This is a genomic window from Arsenophonus apicola, from assembly GCF_020268605.1.
Classification (GTDB): Bacteria; Pseudomonadota; Gammaproteobacteria; order Enterobacterales; family Enterobacteriaceae; genus Arsenophonus; species Arsenophonus apicola.
Map to the genome: position 1 here is coordinate 2,863,042 of NZ_CP084222.1, position 18,351 is coordinate 2,881,392.

Here is an 18,351-nt window from a genome sequence, read left to right on the forward strand (position 1 = left end):
GGTTAGTGGTTAAACGGCGCAAGGGTATGAAGGGTGTAAGGCGGGGGTTTTTCACAGTGGCTGACAAAGACAAAATACTTATGGACAAAATCCATCTTTACTGAAAAACGATAAGAGCAAAAAGCGCCAAGCTGACTTAGATGCTGGCTAGAATAATGCCCAAGTAGAACAATTTTCGAGCAATTTAAAGCATGATGGGTTGTTAAAGAAATATTATGCTAATCCAGAAGAAATGAAATAACAGATATTGGATTGCCTTGGTTACTACAACTGAATCCATTTACACCACAAATAACCATTATCACCATGAGTATCTAAGCGTCTTAAAACCATCACATACCACATATGGCCGCCCGATGAAGAAAGTATCTCCCCGGCCTTGTACCCATTCTTATCAGCCTGATAAATATATTTGGCGCCCATCGGTGCCACTTTGACGGTATATTTTTTATCCATATTTTACTTCCTTGTTGACAGAACACTTCGGTTAAATTTTAGGATCAAAATAGGTGACGTGAACAAAACTCTCGATCCCGTTAAACAGCGCAACATCTTCCAGCGTGGTAATCACCACCGAGTAACGACCGGGAGATAATGGCAATAGTTTAATTTCTCGAACTGCTGCGGTATTTATCCTTCTTCCTTCATAATAAAAAGCTCGTCCCCAACCAGTTCCTTTAGTGTTGATTTCCTCATCAAAAAAAACCTGACCATCCTTAACGATCCGCAGCGAAACCGGAATTACCACCCCAGCCTTGTCAATAGCTCCAAACAATTCAAATCTCCTTTCCATTTCATCATGTCCCTCCCCGGTCTCAAACAACAAGGCAAACTGATAATCCCCCTGCTTTTTAATTTCAAACTCAACCTTAACCGATTGGCCGGCGCGGGTTATATCAATCGGCCGGTAGATACTAATATTCAGTACAGGCCACCAGCCAGACGCTGCTGAACAAAAGCATTATTGTGCGCCACATGCTAACTCTTAACTGTCTCGCGAATACCTTCATCTTGTTACTCCCAGCAAAAGCAGATGATGAGAAAAACATTTATTGTTAGTTTGTTAATTCTACGCTTATTACCTGCTTTTAATTGCTAGCAGGTTTGGCTTTATCTGTTACTTTCCCTGTGCCAAAAGGTTCACCACCCTTTGATTGCAAAACCCTAACTTCGCTTCTCGTCTTTTCCGTCACTTAACAGATATGCCCACCAAATCAGCAATCAATATCGCCCACTTGCTGCTTGCTTTTATCAGCCCGATAAACAGATTTGACCCCATCGGTGCTACTTTATAAGTGATGGCATATTTATTTTACAGACAGATTATTTGTTACTTTTACCCAACTAATGTTAATTTTTTGATCATAATAAGCTAACTCAACAAAACTCTCGATAGCTTTAAACTCCGAAACTGCTGTACTGGATAAAATTCAGACATTTTGCTAAAAACAAGGCCTTTTTTGCTTAAATACCAGCGGCAGATAGAAAAAAATTAGGTCAGAAATAGGCAAGTGTTGTTAGGGTTAGTGGTTAAACGGCGAAAAGGTAATCGCCTAGTTTAGAAGACAAAGCGATAGCGACAACAGATAACCGCTTTACATCGGTTATCCTTGCGCATGACCATTTTTGCGCTACCGCGCTTTGTAATAAGAATAACGGAATATTGTAATAAGAATAACGGAATATTTTCAGAGAGTTTAATAATGCATTTTCTTAATGGTCCAATATAAAAACCCTACCCGATTCCTGACTCTGTTTTGACTCACACTTATCAAGGTGTGGGTTGCGGAAATATTTTTAATAAGCTAAACCATATCCATAAGGATAGAGGATACGCTCTAAATTAGGCGTTTTGATATCAACCGGCAATTTACCTGTCGGTGAATTCATTAAGCGCTTGTTGGGGGTGAGAAATAGCGTTCTTAGTCCACTACGGATGTTGGTTTCTAAGTTATTTCTATTTTTATCAGTTTCATCAAAACCCGTAATACCATAAATGGCAATATTGGCTTTCACGCCACGCAAATAAGCAATATCATAAGGATTATTGGTCGATATCACGACCACTGGAATAGCATTACGATTAGCAACATTGAGTATTCGCTGGGCATTAATGGGAGCGTTTTTAAGATTATAAGTGGCTAAAATAATGAGATCTGAATTTTGCATTTTTGTCGTAAATTGCTGCTCAGTTTTATCATCCGCCATCATGGTAACCACATCATCTTGGGTAGCCATATTGATATTTAACTCATCAGCAATAGAGAGTAAATGTTTTTTAATTAATTGATTACGTGCTTTTTCATCGGAAAAAATAACAATTTTATTATTATTTTTTAACTGAAACGGCAGTATGTTACTATTTTTTATTAATGTGATGGCATTGTCTGCCACCATATTCTCAATATCTTTATCTATTTTTGCTGCAACAACTTGTTGTGCTCGCTGAGCAGACTTATCTTGTGCGGAAATTCTATTTTTTAACTTACTAAATACAACCCGGTAAGCTGATTCGCTAATGCGACGGTTTAATTCAGGATCGCTTTGCGCTTCCGTTTTTAAATAGTGATAGAGCTGTTCCAGTTTAGTTACATCCTCAATAGCAGTAATTTTTAATGGCATTAAAATGATGTCATTGCCCGCCAATATGGCTTGTTTAACCACCCAGTTACTATCAAAGTTATTGGCAATAGCGCCCATATCCATGGCATCGGTGATAATTAAACCTTGATAGTTCAATTTATTGCGTAATATCCCGCTTAATATTGGTTTAGAAAGGGTTGCCGGCACACCAACTCGCTGATTATCTAGGGTAGTTAATTTATGGTTATCTAATGCCGGCATCACGATATGCGCTGTGATGATAGCATCGGTATTTCGCATGGTATGCATAAACGGGAGTAATTCAAATTTACGCCATTGTTGCTGACTAATATTAATCGTTGGCAAGGATAAATGGCTATCAGCAGTCACATTACCATGGCCTGGAAAATGTTTAATTGCTGTTAAAACAGCATAGCGATGAATTCCTTGAATATAACCGTTGGCCATTTCAGCCACCAACTGTGGCCGATCAGAATAAGAACGGACACCAATAATAGGATTATTTTGATTATTGTTGATATCGACCACGGGCGCAAAATTAAAATTAAATCCTAAATGCGTAAGTTCATAACCATGGATCATACCAACTAATTCACTCAGTTGTTTAGAACGCGTTGCACCTAATGCCATATTACCCGGCATTTCAGTCCCTACCCTCAATCGTGTGACATAACCACCTTCCTGGTCAACGCTAATAAATAGTGGCAAGTTGCTACGCGCCTGTTGCAACGCATTAATCAGGTTTACCGTTTGAGGCGAGTCAATTAAATTATCTCGAAATAAGATCACTGAACCTAAATGATAATGGTGAATAATGTTGGCGATTTCTGGATTGAGTTTGGTCATTGCCAAAGCATTTTTTTCCGCATCAATCCCCCAATGGCGAAAACCCAACATTAACATCTGTCCTAGCTTTTCTTCAAAACTCATGTTTTCAACTAGCTGTTTGGCTTCCTTCTCTGGTGATTGCCATAGGTCAGCTAATTGTTGATGGGTAATCCCTTTCGCAGAACAAAAAAAACTTAATAGACACAATGATAAAGCTATTTTATTCATTTTTATTCCTATATTACTGGTAAGTAAAAAAGTTTCACTACCTGACTGTTGTACTTAGAGCAAAATAAACTAATATCATCAAATTGATCTAACTTAGCATAATTTTAACAAAAAAACCCCACTTTCATCAGTGAGGTTGTTATTCACTAAAATCAGCAATCTATTGAGCAAACTCAGCGATAGGATTAATCAAATCTTCAGCAAATTGCAAACTTTGCATTGGGTCCAACAAATCCAGCATCTGACGATTGTTAGCAATTTGTAATCGATTTAAGCAGCAACGTTTGATGGTAGGCGTAAATAGAGGATAACGTTTAAATTGCTGAGTAAATTCTGGATGCGCCGATTGATAATCTAAAATACAATTCGCTACCGCCTGCCAGAACTTTTGTTGGGCATAACCAGTTTGTTCATCAAGAATTGCTGCTATATAGCGAAAGACACCATCAAACACGTCCGATAAAATAGTTAGTGTTTTCATCTGTTCTGGCATACTAACTTTTATCCGACTCGCTTTTGCTGGCAAATCCGCCTTTGGATCCATCACCAACACTTCCTCTGCCAAATCTTTCATAAAAATAGATTGTGGAATATGATTTTCTAGCACTAGAATAATATTTTCACCATGTGGCATAAACATTAAATCATAAGCATATAAACAGTGTAAGAGGGGTAATAAGTAACAGTCCAGATAGCGTTTGATCCATTCATCAGCGCAGATGCCTGATGCCGTAATTAGGGCAGGTAAGAAAGCGTTGCCCTGTTGATCATGGTGTAATAATGCCGCCATAGTCATCAATTTCTGCTTGCTGCCAATCAATGGTAAGGGATTTTCTCGCCATAGTGCCGCCATCATTTTTTTATAAGGGGTATCGCTCTGGATCGCTTGTTCATAGTAATGATTTCTAAAACCAATACTGGCAACTTCACGTAATAACCGAAAACCACAATGGCGTAAAACAGCATCTTGTTGCACCAGATCACATAGCCAATCATTAATCGCTGGTGTGGTTACCATGTAATAGGGAGACAAACCGCGCATAAATCCCATATTCAAGATAGATAACGCAGTTTTTACATAATAGCGCTGAGGTTGGCTGCGATTAAATAACGTCCGTATTGATTGTTGGGCCTGATAACAATCTTTGCCTAGGCCTAAATAGATTAGTTTTTGACTAGCAAGCTCATGGGCAAAGATAGACGGTAATTTATTTTGCCACTGCCATGGATGAAATGGCATCAATAGATACTCCTGCGGATCCAATCCAAGCAAAATCAATTGGTGGTTAAAGTCAATTATCTCCTGTTGACTCAACTCTTGCTCAATTAGCTGTTGATAGCTTAGCTGCTCAATACAGGCAAATTGGGCCATACTTTTATGGGCAGCTAACCATATTAAGTGGATACCTGCCGCTGATTCAGGACTGAAACATTGAAAATCCTGTGCATCAAAGCCAATCCGGCCATTGTTCGCGATAAAAACTGGGTGCCCTTCCATCATTTCAGCCTCAATTGTCTGAAAATCAGCATTGACTAAACTATCTACGGCAATACCGCTACGATGATATTTAAATGCACAACTATGTAGTGTACTCATCAACTCTTCCAGATAAGTTGGCATAACACTATCACTGATCCCAAGCTGGTGTTTAAATTCAATAATGAAACGGATAAAGTCGAGTTCGGCCCAATTCTCTGTGTGCATTTTTTGCAGCGAGTCAGCATCAATCAACCAATGATCTAACGCTAATCGTCGCGCACGAAAATAATACTGTACGCCATATTCGTCATTATCCAAACGATAATAGTGATAACCATCTTGATCGATTTTTTCTGTTAATTGTTTTGGCGATAATAAACACTCATGAGCAAACTCAGAAATGGCTTTTCTCACCTGTAAACGATGTACTTTTTGCCAAACCTGCGGATATAAATGCCGTACAAAAGGATTATCGGGCGGAGAAAATTTGATTAATTGCGCTGATTGCAAAGCGATGTGATGCTGTTCTCTGGTACACAATGCTAAGCCAGCTATCTTATTCACTAATTGCACGGTTTTTTCATAAATAAAACCCGCTTTTATATTCAACCGATGAATTTTTGTATTACGAATATCAGGCTCAACAACAATTCGCTTAACCGCAGGGTTGTTGAAAATAAAAGCGATAACGGTTTGAAAAACACCCCAAGTAAACTGGTTGATTTTTTCCTCTGGTGGCGCAACCAAAATATGCATTCCCATGTCACCTGGGTCGGCACTATAGTGTTGACTGATAAAATCATCTTGTGCCCAATAACACTCGAGTAAAAACACTTTTTTCCCCTGGTAACTACCAGTAAATACCGAATTAGGCTGACGGATTAAGAGATCTTGATAAAATTTTTTCACTTGTTGCGAAGTATAATTTTGCATTCCCCAATAATGCGCATAATTGCGATTAACCCATTGGCTAATAATGCTAATATCTTCATTTAGATCCAGTGGCTGTACTGAAAATGTACCGACATCAGTGACTGTTTTTTTAAACGACGCCATAGCTGCAACAGACATTAATTGACTCCTTCTTGCGCTACGCCAAACTGCTGGAATGCAATACTATTCTCTATTGCATAGTGTTCTTTGCCAGTAATTTCTTTAATTAAATAAGAATTACGATAACAGGCCATGCCAAGATCTGGCGTAATAAATCCATGAGTATGAAGTTCGGCGTTTTGCACAAAAATGCGATTATGATAATCAATACTGTAATTACGTTGTACGTCATAGCGTCCGAACTTATCCCAACGGATCTGGTCACGAATACCATCAATACATTTAGGTATTTGATATTGATAACCCGTTGCTAATACAACAGCTTCGCTTGCCAGTGAAAATGCCGCTTGTTGCTCTTGTTGACATAAATCTAATACCAGCTGTTGTTTTTCATGATCATACTGTAGGTGTTTTAATTCACTGTTGGTATGTAATGCCACAGGCAGCTTGCCATTCAACCGTTTGCAATACATCAGATCAAAAATGTCATTGATAAGTGAACTATTAATTCCTTTGTAGAGGGATTTTTGGCTACGATTGAGTTCATCACGTACGGTGTCTGATAAGTTATGGAAATAATCGACATACTCCGGTGAAGTCATTTCTAACGTTAATTTGCTATATTCTAACGGGAAGAAACGTGGTGAGCGCGTTACCCAATTCAGTTGATAACCATGGATATCAATTTGACTGAGCAAATCATAAAAAATTTCTGCTGCACTCTGGCCACTACCGATGATAGTAATTGATTTCTTTTGCTGTAAACTGGCTTTATTAGCCAGATAGTTATCAGTTCGTACTATTTGCTCTTCAAATGGCTGGCAACATTTCGGTACATAAAGTGAAGGGCCAGTTCCTAATACGAGTTTTTTGCAGCAAAACTGATGGCACTGTCCCGTTACCGTATCACCACAATGTAAGGTGTAGCAATCCAGCGATGGATCATACTTAATATTTTCTAGGCGCAAATTAAAACGCAAATTGGATAATTGCTCTGCTGCCCATTGGCAATATTGGTTATATTCTTTGCGCAATAAAAAGAAATTTTCCCGAATATAAAATGAGTAAATGCGTCCTTTTTGTTTGATATAATTTAGAAAACTTAATGGATGACTGGGTGAGGCTAAAGTCACTAAATCGGCAATAAATGGTGTCTGCATCGAGGAGTTTTCCAACATCATTCCAGGATGCCAATCGAAAGCTGCATTCTGATCAATAAACAGACTATTGATCTCTTTTATTGGTTGAACCAGACAGGCCAATCCCAGATTAAAGGGGCCAATACCAATCGCGATAAAATCATAAATCCTGGTTGTCATAATAACTCCTAACAAAATTGCTCCGTTTAAAAACGGTAATAATTATTTATTTACCTGATGTCTTGTTAGTAAACGCTTACTATGTCAATAAGAAATTGCCATGCTGAATAATGTTATTCATTATTTCTACCAAATGTTGACGTTCCGTTAATGGATTAAGAAAGGTAAATTTCAAGTATTGTCGCCCGTTAATTTTGGTAGCGGCAATAATGCTTTCACCTTCTCGGAACAAGGCCTTACGAATGTTAGCGTTAAGATCATCAATTTTTTCTTGTGACAGAGATTGCGGCGGTATGAAACGAAAAACTAACGTACTGAGCACGGGTTGATGAACAACTTCAAAATGGGAATTTGCTACCATTAAGTGATAAGCAATTTGTGCTGTATCCAATACTTTATCAAATGCCCTACCCAATTGCTCCGCCCCCATCATTCTCAGGGTCAGCCACATTTTTAAGGCATCAAAACGGCGGGTTGTCTGAATACTTTTATTTACCAAATTGGGGATCTGTTCTTGTTCAGCACTTAACGGATTCAAATAATCGGCATGATAGGTTAAATGACAAAAGTGCTGCCGATCTTTAATAAAAAAGGCACCACAACTGACTGGCTGGAAAAATGCTTTGTGATAATCGATAGTAACCGAATCAGCCTGTTCTATTCCCTGAAGTAAATGAGAATGACGCGATGAGACTAATAATCCACAGCCATACGCCGCATCAACATGCATCCACAAACCATATTGCTTGGCTAGATTGGCAATAGCGGGGAGGGGATCAATACTACCAAAATCAGTCGTCCCCGCCGTAGCTACCACCGCAAACGGGATATTTCCTTCAGCCAGGCACTGTTGAATACTCGTTTCCAGTGCCTCAATCGACATACAGAATTTATCATCATGGGGCACTGAAATAATAGCTTGATAACCGAGCCCTAACATAGCTGCTGCTTTTTGGGTACTAAAGTGACTGACCGATGATGTTAATATGCGTAACTTGCGAAAATCTTCCGGTAAGCCATGGATCAAATTTTTATGTTGTCGATCGCGCTGATGACAAAACCAATCACGAGCCAGTAGCATTGCCATAAAATTGGATTGCGTTCCACCACTGGTAAAAATGCCATCTGCACCCTTACCTAAACCCAGCTTATCCACCGTCCAAGCAAGCACTTTTTGTTCAATTAAGGTTGCTCCTGCACTTTGATCCCAAGTATCCATCGATGAATTAATGGCACCAATCAACATTTCGGCGATCACTGCGGGTAAGACTAATGGGCAATTTAGATGAGCAACATATTTTGGATGATGAAAATAAACCGCATCTTTAATATAAAGCCGGTTTAATTCTGCTAAAACTGATGACCAAGAAGATAATGGATTATCTAGATTTACTTTAGAAAATAATTGAGATAAATCATAAGGTAATATTCCACTAAATGGAATTTGTGTTTGCTGCAATATTTTTTTTATCTTAATTATGACGTCATAAGCATTATCAAAATAACATTGTGCATTATCACGATTAAAGAAATATGAATAAAAATGGCTTTCTTTAAAATAGTCCTCCTTTATAAAAGAAGTTGTTGTTGATGGTAATTCAACACACGTTTTAACTTCAATAGGCATTGTATATCCTTACTCTTGTATAGTAATTATCTAAGATAATTGCTCAACATTATTTTAAATAGATTAAATGCCTTACATTAATCATTTAATAAAACTGTACAAAACAAACAAATAATTATTTTTTATTTTAAATAAGCAGTAAATTTAATAAATTAAATTGATGCCATCGTCTCAAGAGGGCAATCATGGCAATTACCTACGCCTGGTAATTTGTTTCGCTGACAGCAGCTACGCCGTTGTATAATATTATTTCTAATAATAACGGTATGATAAAGCGGGTTATCTTGGTTATTTAACATTTTTTTTTCAAAAAAAAGCATATTAATTAAACTATTATACTGATTAGCGTCTAGCTTTTCTTTAAAATTCATTAAATACCAATACATTATGTAGCCAATATTATTCCATAATAAACGGCCATTGATACCACGATAAAATTCTATTTTCTTACATACTGGAATAATATGCTGCTGCAATAGATCATGATAACGCTCTAATAAAGATAAAGGTTTTACCATCCATGCTAGCTGATAATAAACAATATTAGGCCTACCACTAGCATGAAATTCAACGCTAACACGATGATAACTTGTATTAATCGCCTGGGGATACTCTAATAGCATCAACATCATAGGCGGAATCACTAAACCAAAATACCATTGAGCCCATAAAGAATACAGCCCCTTCTGATTAGCATTCTGGCTACTATTACCATAATATTCATATTGATAACGAGCCATTAATGATAAAAACTGTTTTTCCTTTGACCATTGATAAAATTCCATACAGTTGGTAGATATATTTTCTTCATTCACTTTAAATGAAGAATTAAAATGGCTAAATTTACTATCAAATAACTTAGTAATATCTGCTATTTCAATTTTAGGTATAATAGCTATGGAACTATCATTATTTTTATTTCCCATGCCATATTCTCCAATTTTATATTGCCAATACAAAATGTAATAAAATATCTTGTCGATTATTTATTGGTTTTATATTTTGGAATAATTAGTGGTTTACCCGATTCAGGATCTGAAATAATGCGACATGCTAAACCAAATACATTTTTAATATTCTGTTCGGTAATAATTTTTTCAGGTTTGCCTTCAGCATAGATCTGCCCCTCTTTCATCATAATTAGGCGTGAGGCATAACGTAAAGCCAGATTAATATCATGTAATACCAAAACTAACGTTTTCCCTTGCTGATGCAAACGTTGGCAAAGATCAAGCATTTCAATTTGATGGGCAATATCTAAATAGGTTGTTGGCTCATCTAATAAAATGATCGGAGTTTGCTGAGCAAGTGTCATCGCAAACCAGACACGCTGACGTTGACCGCCTGATAATTCACTGACTAATTTTTGTGCCATAGGCCAAAGATCTACCGCCTTTAACGCATCATGCACCGCCCGTTCATCTTCAGTTGACCACTGTAAGAAAAAAGATTGATAAGGATAACGACCGCGTGAAACGAGTTCATAGATAGTCAATGGTTCTGTGATAACCGCGCCTTGCGCTAATAATGAGAGCTGCCGAGCAACCCATTTAGGTTTAGCGTGGAAAACATCCTTACCATCCAATCGAATTTCACCACACTGCGGTTGCATAATACGGCTAAGGGTTTTTAATAAAGTTGATTTACCGCAGCCGTTAGGTCCGATAATGACACTCAATTCATTATCATAAATAGCTATATTTATCTCTTTAATAATGCTTTTTTTGCCGTATCCAACAGAGACATCATGAGCTGTCAGCCGTGAAGCAACCGAGGGAGAATGAGTGGATGATACCATTAGCTTATTCTCCTAAATTCCATATACAATAAGTACATTAAATAAATCCCACCAATGGCTGACGTGACTAAACCTACGGTTAAACGCCCCGGCGTTGGCAATATTAACGTAATAAAATCAGCGCTCAGCATTAATAAAGCGCCCACTAGCATCGAACAAAATAGTGCGACACCTTTATGCAAAATGATCCGCCGGGCAATTTGTGGTGCCGCTAATGCGACAAAAGCAACCGGCCCAACAACCAATACCGACAGGGTGGCAAAAATAATCGCTACCAGTATGCTGATAATTTGTACCAAACGAACGGGAACACCGAGTGTAATCGCAATATCATTACCTAAACTGATATAGTTTAATTGTTTACCTAACCAAAACAGAATAGGTATAAAAACCAACATACCACTAATTAGCACCACATCTTGCCAACCGCGATTAGCCAAACTACCACTTAACAGTGAGCGAATTTGTTGTGCCTGCTCAATACGCGTATTAGAAATGGCAAAATCAACTAAAGCCATACATAAAGCCGCAACAGCGATCCCTGAAAGCACAATTTTTACCGTCTGTATTTCACCACTTACGGCACCATTAGCAAGATAAACCAAAAATACGGCAATAATAGCGCCGCTCAGTGCGCCGACAGAAACGGGCACAACATCTGGCCAGAGTAATAGTACCGCCATAATGCCAACAGCGGCGCCGGCATTAATCCCAATAATGTCTGGACTAGCTAATGCGTTACGGGTGGTGATCTGAAAAAGCGCACCGGAAAGCGCCAGCGTCATACCGGCACCGATGGCAACTAATGCTCTAGGTAAACGGATCTGTAATAGAATAAATTGCTGATAGCGGGTTTTCATCTCTAACCAAGGATTATCCATCCCTTCCCGACCAAAGGCTAAAGTGAGATACAAGAACAATACTAACAACAGAAGTAAGAATAAAATTCTACTAGACGTCTGCCGTGAAGGAGTAATAAATCGTATATTGGCTAAACCAAATGTTTTAGTGCTCACTTGTTTAGTTGAAAAATCGATCTGGATCATATTTTACTCTACCATTCTGCTATCAGTTGGTTTTTTAGCTACCCAATAAAGCAAAGGAGCACCAACTAGGGCAGTGATAATACCCACCATCACCTCTTCTGGTGCAATCACTAACCGTGCTATCACATCAGAGATTAACAACAAACATGAACCCGCAAACATGCTATAAGGCAATAGCCAGCGAAAATCACTGCCTATCCAGGCTCGCATTAAATGGGGCGCCGCCAAACCGATAAAAGCAATTGGCCCAGCCATTGCGGTGGCAACAGCGGCTAGCATGCTAACACTTAACAGCGATAATAGACGTGTACGCGCAACATTCCCCCCCAAAGAGTGCACAATACCATCACCAAAAACCATAATATTTAATGCCGCACTCAATGAAAATGTTAAGGTGATAGCCACTAATAAATAGGGGATTAGCCAACTAGCCTCAGTTAATGATGTTGAATTTAAAGCACCCATGATCCAAAAACGGTAATTATCCATCGCTTGCGGGTGGATTAAAATAATGCCCTGCACTAACGCTAGTAAACAAGCATTAATAGCTACACCTGTTAAGATTAGTCTTACCGGGTTAGTATTACGGCTACTACCACTCATAAAATAAAACAGTAAAGTTGATAAACTAGCGCCAATAAAAGCAGCCCAAAAATGAGAGACATTGGTTAATACAGGAACAAAAGAGCAAAAAACAACTGCGGCGGCGGCACCGGCATTAATGCCTAATAAACCGGGATCACCAAGCGGATTACGCAGCAATCCTTGCGCTACTGCGCCTGCTAACGCTAATGCTGCACCGGCCATTAACCCAATAAAGGTACGGGATTCTCGAGCGTTAATGACTAAATCATAATAATTAACCTGACTGTTAGAGCAATAATGTTGCCAAATTGCTGATAACGGCACGGGCTTTGAACCAAAACTTAGACTGACCAAAATACAAAGGCAGGTTAATAGCAACATTAATAGTAATCCCAACACGCGGGTAATTCGTCGCTTAGGGTTTATCATGCTTGGCTAGCTCCTGCTGTAGTAATGACATAAATTTTGGTAATCCCCAGCGTAAACTAAGAGGCGAGCCATACGACATCGACATGACCAACGCTTGATCCGTTAATGGCATATAGACTCCCTGACGAACTGCCCGTATCGATTGGAATAGCGGTTGAGATTCAGTTTCTTGTCGCTCTTTTTCGCTGTTATACCAGGTTAACAAAATATCAGCATCATTCAGTAAGTCGGCATTTTCCAGACCAATATTGACAGCAAAATTACCAAAGGAGGCGGTGACTGTTTTTGCCAATGGCAATAATGACAAACCAATATGAACCAAGGTATCCACTCGCGGATCATTTTTTACATAAATGGACAAACTATTGGCTGTTGTCCCAGCCTTAATATAGGCAAACTGATAGTTTTGTATATTAGGGATGCGATGGCCGGTTGCGACTAACATTGCATCAAGTTCAGCGCTCAATTTTTTTCCCTGCTGTTGTTTATCCAAGGCATTAGCAATTAATTTAATTTGCTGTTGTGATGTTGTCTGCCATGGTTTATCTGGATAGGCGACCACAGGCGCAAAATAAGATAAAGAATTAAAATCCTCTTGTGTGATGCCTGATTGGGTTGCCAGAATTAAATCAGGTTTTAATTTAATAATTTTTTCTATATCCAATTCTGGATACATTTCAATAATCACGGGTAATCGGGCGCCGCGCCGCTCAATTTCTTCCTTAAACCAGGGTAAATATCCTTGCGCATCGCCACCCCAATAATGTGATTCAATCGCTATAGGCACGATCCCGAGTGCTAATAAGATATCCTCGCTACCACTTCCCAATGCCACAATCCGTTGCGGCTGTTGGTTAATTTCTGCTTTTCCTAGCGCAGTAATAATCGTTTTGGGATAGCCGATAGTATCTGACGATAAATTTGTTACTACCGGCGGTTTATCACAAGCAGTTAATAAAATTATCAGCCACATTAATGGCACTGTGAGCCCCATTTTATAAGATGCTAATCGTTGTTGCAGCAGTACCATTATTGATAACCTTTAAATCGATTATTTAATTAAAACTGATAATTTAGGGTCGCTTCAATATTACGAGGAGCACCATAATAATATTGTTTGTAATCACCCAATTGCGTGTAATAAGTTTTATCAAACAGATTATTCAAATTAACCGTTAGCGAAAGCGCCGGTGTAAATTGATAACGTCCCATTAAATTAACAACAGCAAAGCTCGCTTGTTCAACCTTCACTTGCTTCTTAGCTGGCCCATCGAGCAGTTGCCAAGTACTACCTTTCCAATTAACACCGCCGCCAATCGTCAGATTGCTCATCGCACCCGGCAAAGTATAAGTGGTAAACAGTTTAAACAATCTATTTGGCGTTTCTCTATTGATACGTTTTCCATTCGTATCCGTGCCGCGGAACTGGGTATAACCGGCATAAATTTTCCAATCATCAGTGAGCTGACCGCTGACTTCAACTTCAAAACCTCGGGTTTTAACGCCATCAATAGCGTAATAAACCCTGGAGCCATCCGGACGTGGTGGAGCATTACTATCTAATTGGGTAAAGTTATTCTGCCGGATCTCAAATAGCGCTAATGAATAATCAACACTATTATCCATCGCAATACCCTTTATTCCTAACTCAAAATTTTCCCCACTAACCGGTTTTAGTAGCTTGCCATTGCGATCAACCCGACTTTCTGGATCAAAGATTTGGGTATAACTCCCATACACAGAGGTATCTGGCGTAATATCATAAATTAATCCACCATACGGCACAAACTGATCACTATAACTGCCATTTTTTGGCTGATTGAAATCATCACCACGAGTTTTCCAACTGGTTATACGCCCGCCAAGAATAAGGGTTACAGGATCCATTAATGAGAGTTGAGTCACCGCATAACCCGCCGTTTGTTCAATATAGCCTTTTGAACCATAGGTGCGAGACTTTGACCAAGTGGGTTGCGGATAATTCCAATGAGATTGGCTAAAATCGCCTAAGGATTTACAAGTTCCCTTCAGCATACACAACGCACTGTAATAATCGTTTTGAAAATGCTGTTTTTGATAATTAATACCAAAACTCGCATGATGGGTACGGCTGAATAATCCATAATCACCATTAAGTTGTAAATCAAAACTAGTTTGACGGCGACTACCATCAATCAAGGTCATACTCCCTGGATACATACCCTGATTATTGTTAGGATTGGGGTATCCGGTGGTCCATAATACTTTTTGATCGAGGGTATTATTATCGTAAGTAAACGTTCCTTTCATACTCCAATTATTAGTAAATTGATGTTGTAAGCTGGTAAACATGGAGAATGAACGAACCTTGGAAAATGCCCAATCCGGCGCATAACTGGTATGACGCTTATAATCGGTCTTGCGCCCATCGGAGAAGAAAATCGGTAAGCCACCAAACATCCCCTGTCGAGTATGATTAAATTGGTAATCGGCACCTATTGTTAACAAGGTATTGGCAGTTAAGTCCATCTCGACAATGCCATAAAATGGATATCGCTCATGTTGTTCGCGATCAATAAAGGCATTGCCCCGTTGATAAGCGGTAACAAATCGCCCTCTCATCGTACCTGCCGCATTTAGAGGCCCAGACAAATCAAGCCCAGTTCTCCACTTATCCCAGGAACCGACAGCCATTATTACTTCACCACGGAAATCGCGAGTCGGTCGCTTACGGATCAAATTTATTACTGCTGAAGGCTGGCCTGGCCCGACCATCAAACCGGCCGCACCGCGAACAACTTCAATCCGATCGAATAAGATCGTATCCAATAAGTTATCACCATAATTAAAGCGCGTATCATAATAGGTCGCTACACCATCACGCAGAATATTTTTAATCCGCATTCCCCGCGAAGTAAAACTAAAACGATCGCTATCTGATTGACGCACGCTGATGCCAGCAATATTATCCACCGCGCTGGTAACATTTTTAAGATCCTGATCTAGCATTCGTTGCTTGGTAAGTACACTTACACTTTGTGGTGTTTCACGCGCTGAAAGATCTAATCCGGTAGCCGTTGACATCGATGAAGTATTATACATTCTGTTGTCTTCGGTAATACCTTTTGCTTCTGCCTTACCGGTTATAATAATAATATCGTCATTTTTAGCTGACTTTTCTGCAGCTAAAGCAGAATTGTTCCCTGATATAAATAGTGGAACCATCAAAGATAATATCTTCTTCAATGTCACCCTATAGCGATATAAATGTGGGTTAATCATTTTTCTCATCCCATCCCTAAAATTATTTATTGTTATAATTAGTTCGATATTGTTATTGTCTTGTTCATCTGCACCTTAACTGCATAGTTATCACGGAATGCATAGAGAGGATTGCGCAATTTTTCGGCGAATTTCAGATTTTTTTCTCGATCATCAAGATCGATCATCTGTTGATTATTCGCCATTTGTAACCGATTCAGACAAACACGCACAAAATCTGGCTTAAACAGATCAAACTTAGCGAATTTTTCTATTAGTTCTAAATGTTGTGATTGGTAGTTATAGATACACTGAGCCACTAATTGCCAAAAATGACTTTCCGCGAAAGAAAGATGTTTTTGCAGTAGAGGGACAAGATAACGGAAAAAACAGTCAAAAATATCCAGCAGAATATAGTTAATTTTCATCTCATCTTTGACCGTGACATGAAGAAACTCAATTTCTTTGGGTAATTGAATATCACTATTTAAGATAGCAATCTCTTCACCAATATCCTTCATTAACATTTTTACCGGTAGATTGTTTTCTAACACCAACATTAAGTTTTCACCATGTGGCATAAAGACCAAATCGTAGGCAAAAAAAGTATGTAGCAATGGTGACAGATAAACATCTAAATAACGTGAGATCCAATCTGCTACTGTAATGGCAGAATCTTCAATGAGTGCGGCAACAACAGCTTTACCTTGATTATCAAGATGTAATAATGAAGCCATGGTCATCAAACGCTGATCGCTGTTTAAAATGGTCATCGGGCTTTCTCGCCACAATGCTGATAACATTTTTTTATGCGGATTATTGTTCTTAATCGCTATTTCAAAATAAGGATTAAAATAACCTATTGCTGCATGTTCACGTAGGATAGTGAACCCTTTTTGCTGTAAAAATTTATCAGACTGGACTAGATGATTAAGCCATTCATTAACACTGGGTGTTGTTACCATGCTATGTGGATCTAACCCACGCATAAATCCCATATTCAGCACTGATAATGCCGTTTTGACATAATTTTTTTGCGGTTGACTAATATTAAAAAAGGTACGAATAGATTGTTGAGCCAGATAATCATGATGACCTTCGCCCAAATAAACAATATCTTGATTGGCAATATCAGCGGCAAAACTAATTGCAATCCGATGTTTCCATTGCCAGGGATGGAGCGGCATTAAATAATAATCCGCTAAATCTAAATCTAATGTCTGCATATATTGGGCAAATTGCGTGAGCAAATACTTCTCTAATTCTTGTTCCATTAATGCCGAATATGAGAGTGACGATAATGAGGAGAAAACGGTTTTATTACGATGGGCAGCAATCCAGACCAATTTGATTGGATTGGCGCTTTCTGGTGCATAATGTAAATAGTCATCAGCATCAAAACCGATCCTGCCATTATTTGCGATAAATACTGGGTGGCCTTCGGTCATCGCGGTTTCTACTATCTGATAATCAGCTCGTACCAGATCATGTGCCGTGAATCGATTATTTTGATACTTAAACGCATAACCATAAAGTGTGCTGGATATTTCATCAAGATAGATAGGTAGCATTGAGGCAGAAATATCCAATAATGGCAACAATTCAATAATAAGGGCGATGGCATCAATAACTTGTGGTTGACCATTCTTACTCCTACTTATCGAGCTAGGATTAATATCTAAATGATCAAGTTGATAGCTTTGCGCTTGAAAACGATAGTGTGATTGGCCAATCTCAATCGAATAACTATCGCCACAATTTAGTGGCTGAATTATTTTTTCGTGAAAAAGCTCACGTAATATTTTGGTGGCTAGGTGCTGGTTTGCATATAACCAATTCTTTTTAGTCAGATGTGAAGTTTGTGATTTTACTTTTGTACATAGTGAGTTCATTTAATAAAGCCCTTGTATTGCATATCCCTTTCAACATTCATCTATCAACATAAGCCATGATGCTAAAGCTTAATATTTTATTGATTTTTAAAGTAATAATTGAAACCTCTGAATATAGAAACTTGGATATAACCATCCAATTTTAGGTTTAAATTTCGCTCACTAAAATTTAATTATTTAGACTAATAGTTACAATAAATTATAATTAATTGACATTTGTTT

The 18,351-nt window shown here is 38.6% G+C and carries 13 protein-coding genes; all 13 read right to left on the reverse strand.

Annotated elements, in window-relative coordinates:
- Positions 1-264: 264 nt before the first annotated feature.
- Positions 265-456 (reverse strand): hypothetical protein, encoded by a 192-nt coding sequence (locus LDL57_RS13555; protein WP_180559455.1) that lies wholly within the window; start codon positions 454-456, stop codon positions 265-267.
- 31 nt (positions 457-487) lie between these two features.
- On the reverse strand, positions 488-925 hold the full coding sequence (locus LDL57_RS13560) for a DUF5625 family protein (RefSeq protein WP_310740190.1): 438 nt from the start codon (positions 923-925) through the stop codon (positions 488-490).
- A gap of 872 nt (positions 926-1,797) precedes the next feature.
- Complete coding sequence (locus tag LDL57_RS13565; RefSeq protein WP_180559454.1) at positions 1,798-3,660, reverse strand: glycoside hydrolase family 3 protein; 1,863 nt, start codon at positions 3,658-3,660, stop codon at positions 1,798-1,800.
- Positions 3,661-3,820: 160 nt separating this feature from the next.
- Complete coding sequence (locus LDL57_RS13570) at positions 3,821-6,211, reverse strand: GNAT family N-acetyltransferase (RefSeq protein WP_225505975.1); 2,391 nt, start codon at positions 6,209-6,211, stop codon at positions 3,821-3,823.
- The gene (locus tag LDL57_RS13575) at positions 6,211-7,512 is read right to left on the reverse strand and encodes a lysine N(6)-hydroxylase/L-ornithine N(5)-oxygenase family protein (RefSeq protein ID WP_180559452.1); all 1,302 of its coding nucleotides are present in this window, start codon (positions 7,510-7,512) and stop codon (positions 6,211-6,213) included. The genes LDL57_RS13570 and LDL57_RS13575 overlap by 1 nt, the downstream gene beginning before the upstream one ends.
- Positions 7,513-7,591: 79 nt before the next feature.
- Positions 7,592-9,085: a pyridoxal phosphate-dependent decarboxylase family protein gene (locus tag LDL57_RS13580; RefSeq protein ID WP_370520676.1), complete on the reverse strand. Its 1,494-nt coding sequence runs from the start codon at positions 9,083-9,085 to the stop codon at positions 7,592-7,594.
- A 206-nt stretch (positions 9,086-9,291) separates the two neighbouring features.
- Positions 9,292-10,065, reverse strand: coding sequence for a siderophore-iron reductase FhuF (fhuF, locus tag LDL57_RS13585; protein WP_180559450.1), 774 nt, complete (start codon positions 10,063-10,065; stop codon positions 9,292-9,294).
- 56 nt (positions 10,066-10,121) lie between these two features.
- Positions 10,122-10,937, reverse strand: coding sequence for an ABC transporter ATP-binding protein (locus LDL57_RS13590; RefSeq protein ID WP_180559449.1), 816 nt, complete (start codon positions 10,935-10,937; stop codon positions 10,122-10,124).
- Positions 10,937-11,983, reverse strand: coding sequence for a FecCD family ABC transporter permease (locus LDL57_RS13595; RefSeq protein WP_225505977.1), 1,047 nt, complete (start codon positions 11,981-11,983; stop codon positions 10,937-10,939). The genes LDL57_RS13590 and LDL57_RS13595 overlap by 1 nt, the downstream gene beginning before the upstream one ends.
- Positions 11,984-11,986: 3 nt before the next feature.
- The gene (locus LDL57_RS13600; RefSeq protein ID WP_180559447.1) at positions 11,987-12,997 is read right to left on the reverse strand and encodes a FecCD family ABC transporter permease; all 1,011 of its coding nucleotides are present in this window, start codon (positions 12,995-12,997) and stop codon (positions 11,987-11,989) included.
- Complete coding sequence (locus LDL57_RS13605; RefSeq protein WP_225505979.1) at positions 12,984-14,027, reverse strand: iron-siderophore ABC transporter substrate-binding protein; 1,044 nt, start codon at positions 14,025-14,027, stop codon at positions 12,984-12,986. The genes LDL57_RS13600 and LDL57_RS13605 overlap by 14 nt, the downstream gene beginning before the upstream one ends.
- 29 nt (positions 14,028-14,056) lie before the next feature.
- Positions 14,057-16,258 carry a TonB-dependent siderophore receptor gene (locus LDL57_RS13610; protein ID WP_180559446.1) on the reverse strand — a complete coding sequence of 734 codons (2,202 nt, stop codon included), beginning with the start codon at positions 16,256-16,258 and terminating at the stop codon, positions 14,057-14,059.
- Positions 16,259-16,296: 38 nt separating this feature from the next.
- Complete coding sequence (locus LDL57_RS13615) at positions 16,297-18,129, reverse strand: IucA/IucC family protein (protein WP_225505981.1); 1,833 nt, start codon at positions 18,127-18,129, stop codon at positions 16,297-16,299.
- Between the last annotated feature and the right edge of the window lie 222 nt (positions 18,130-18,351).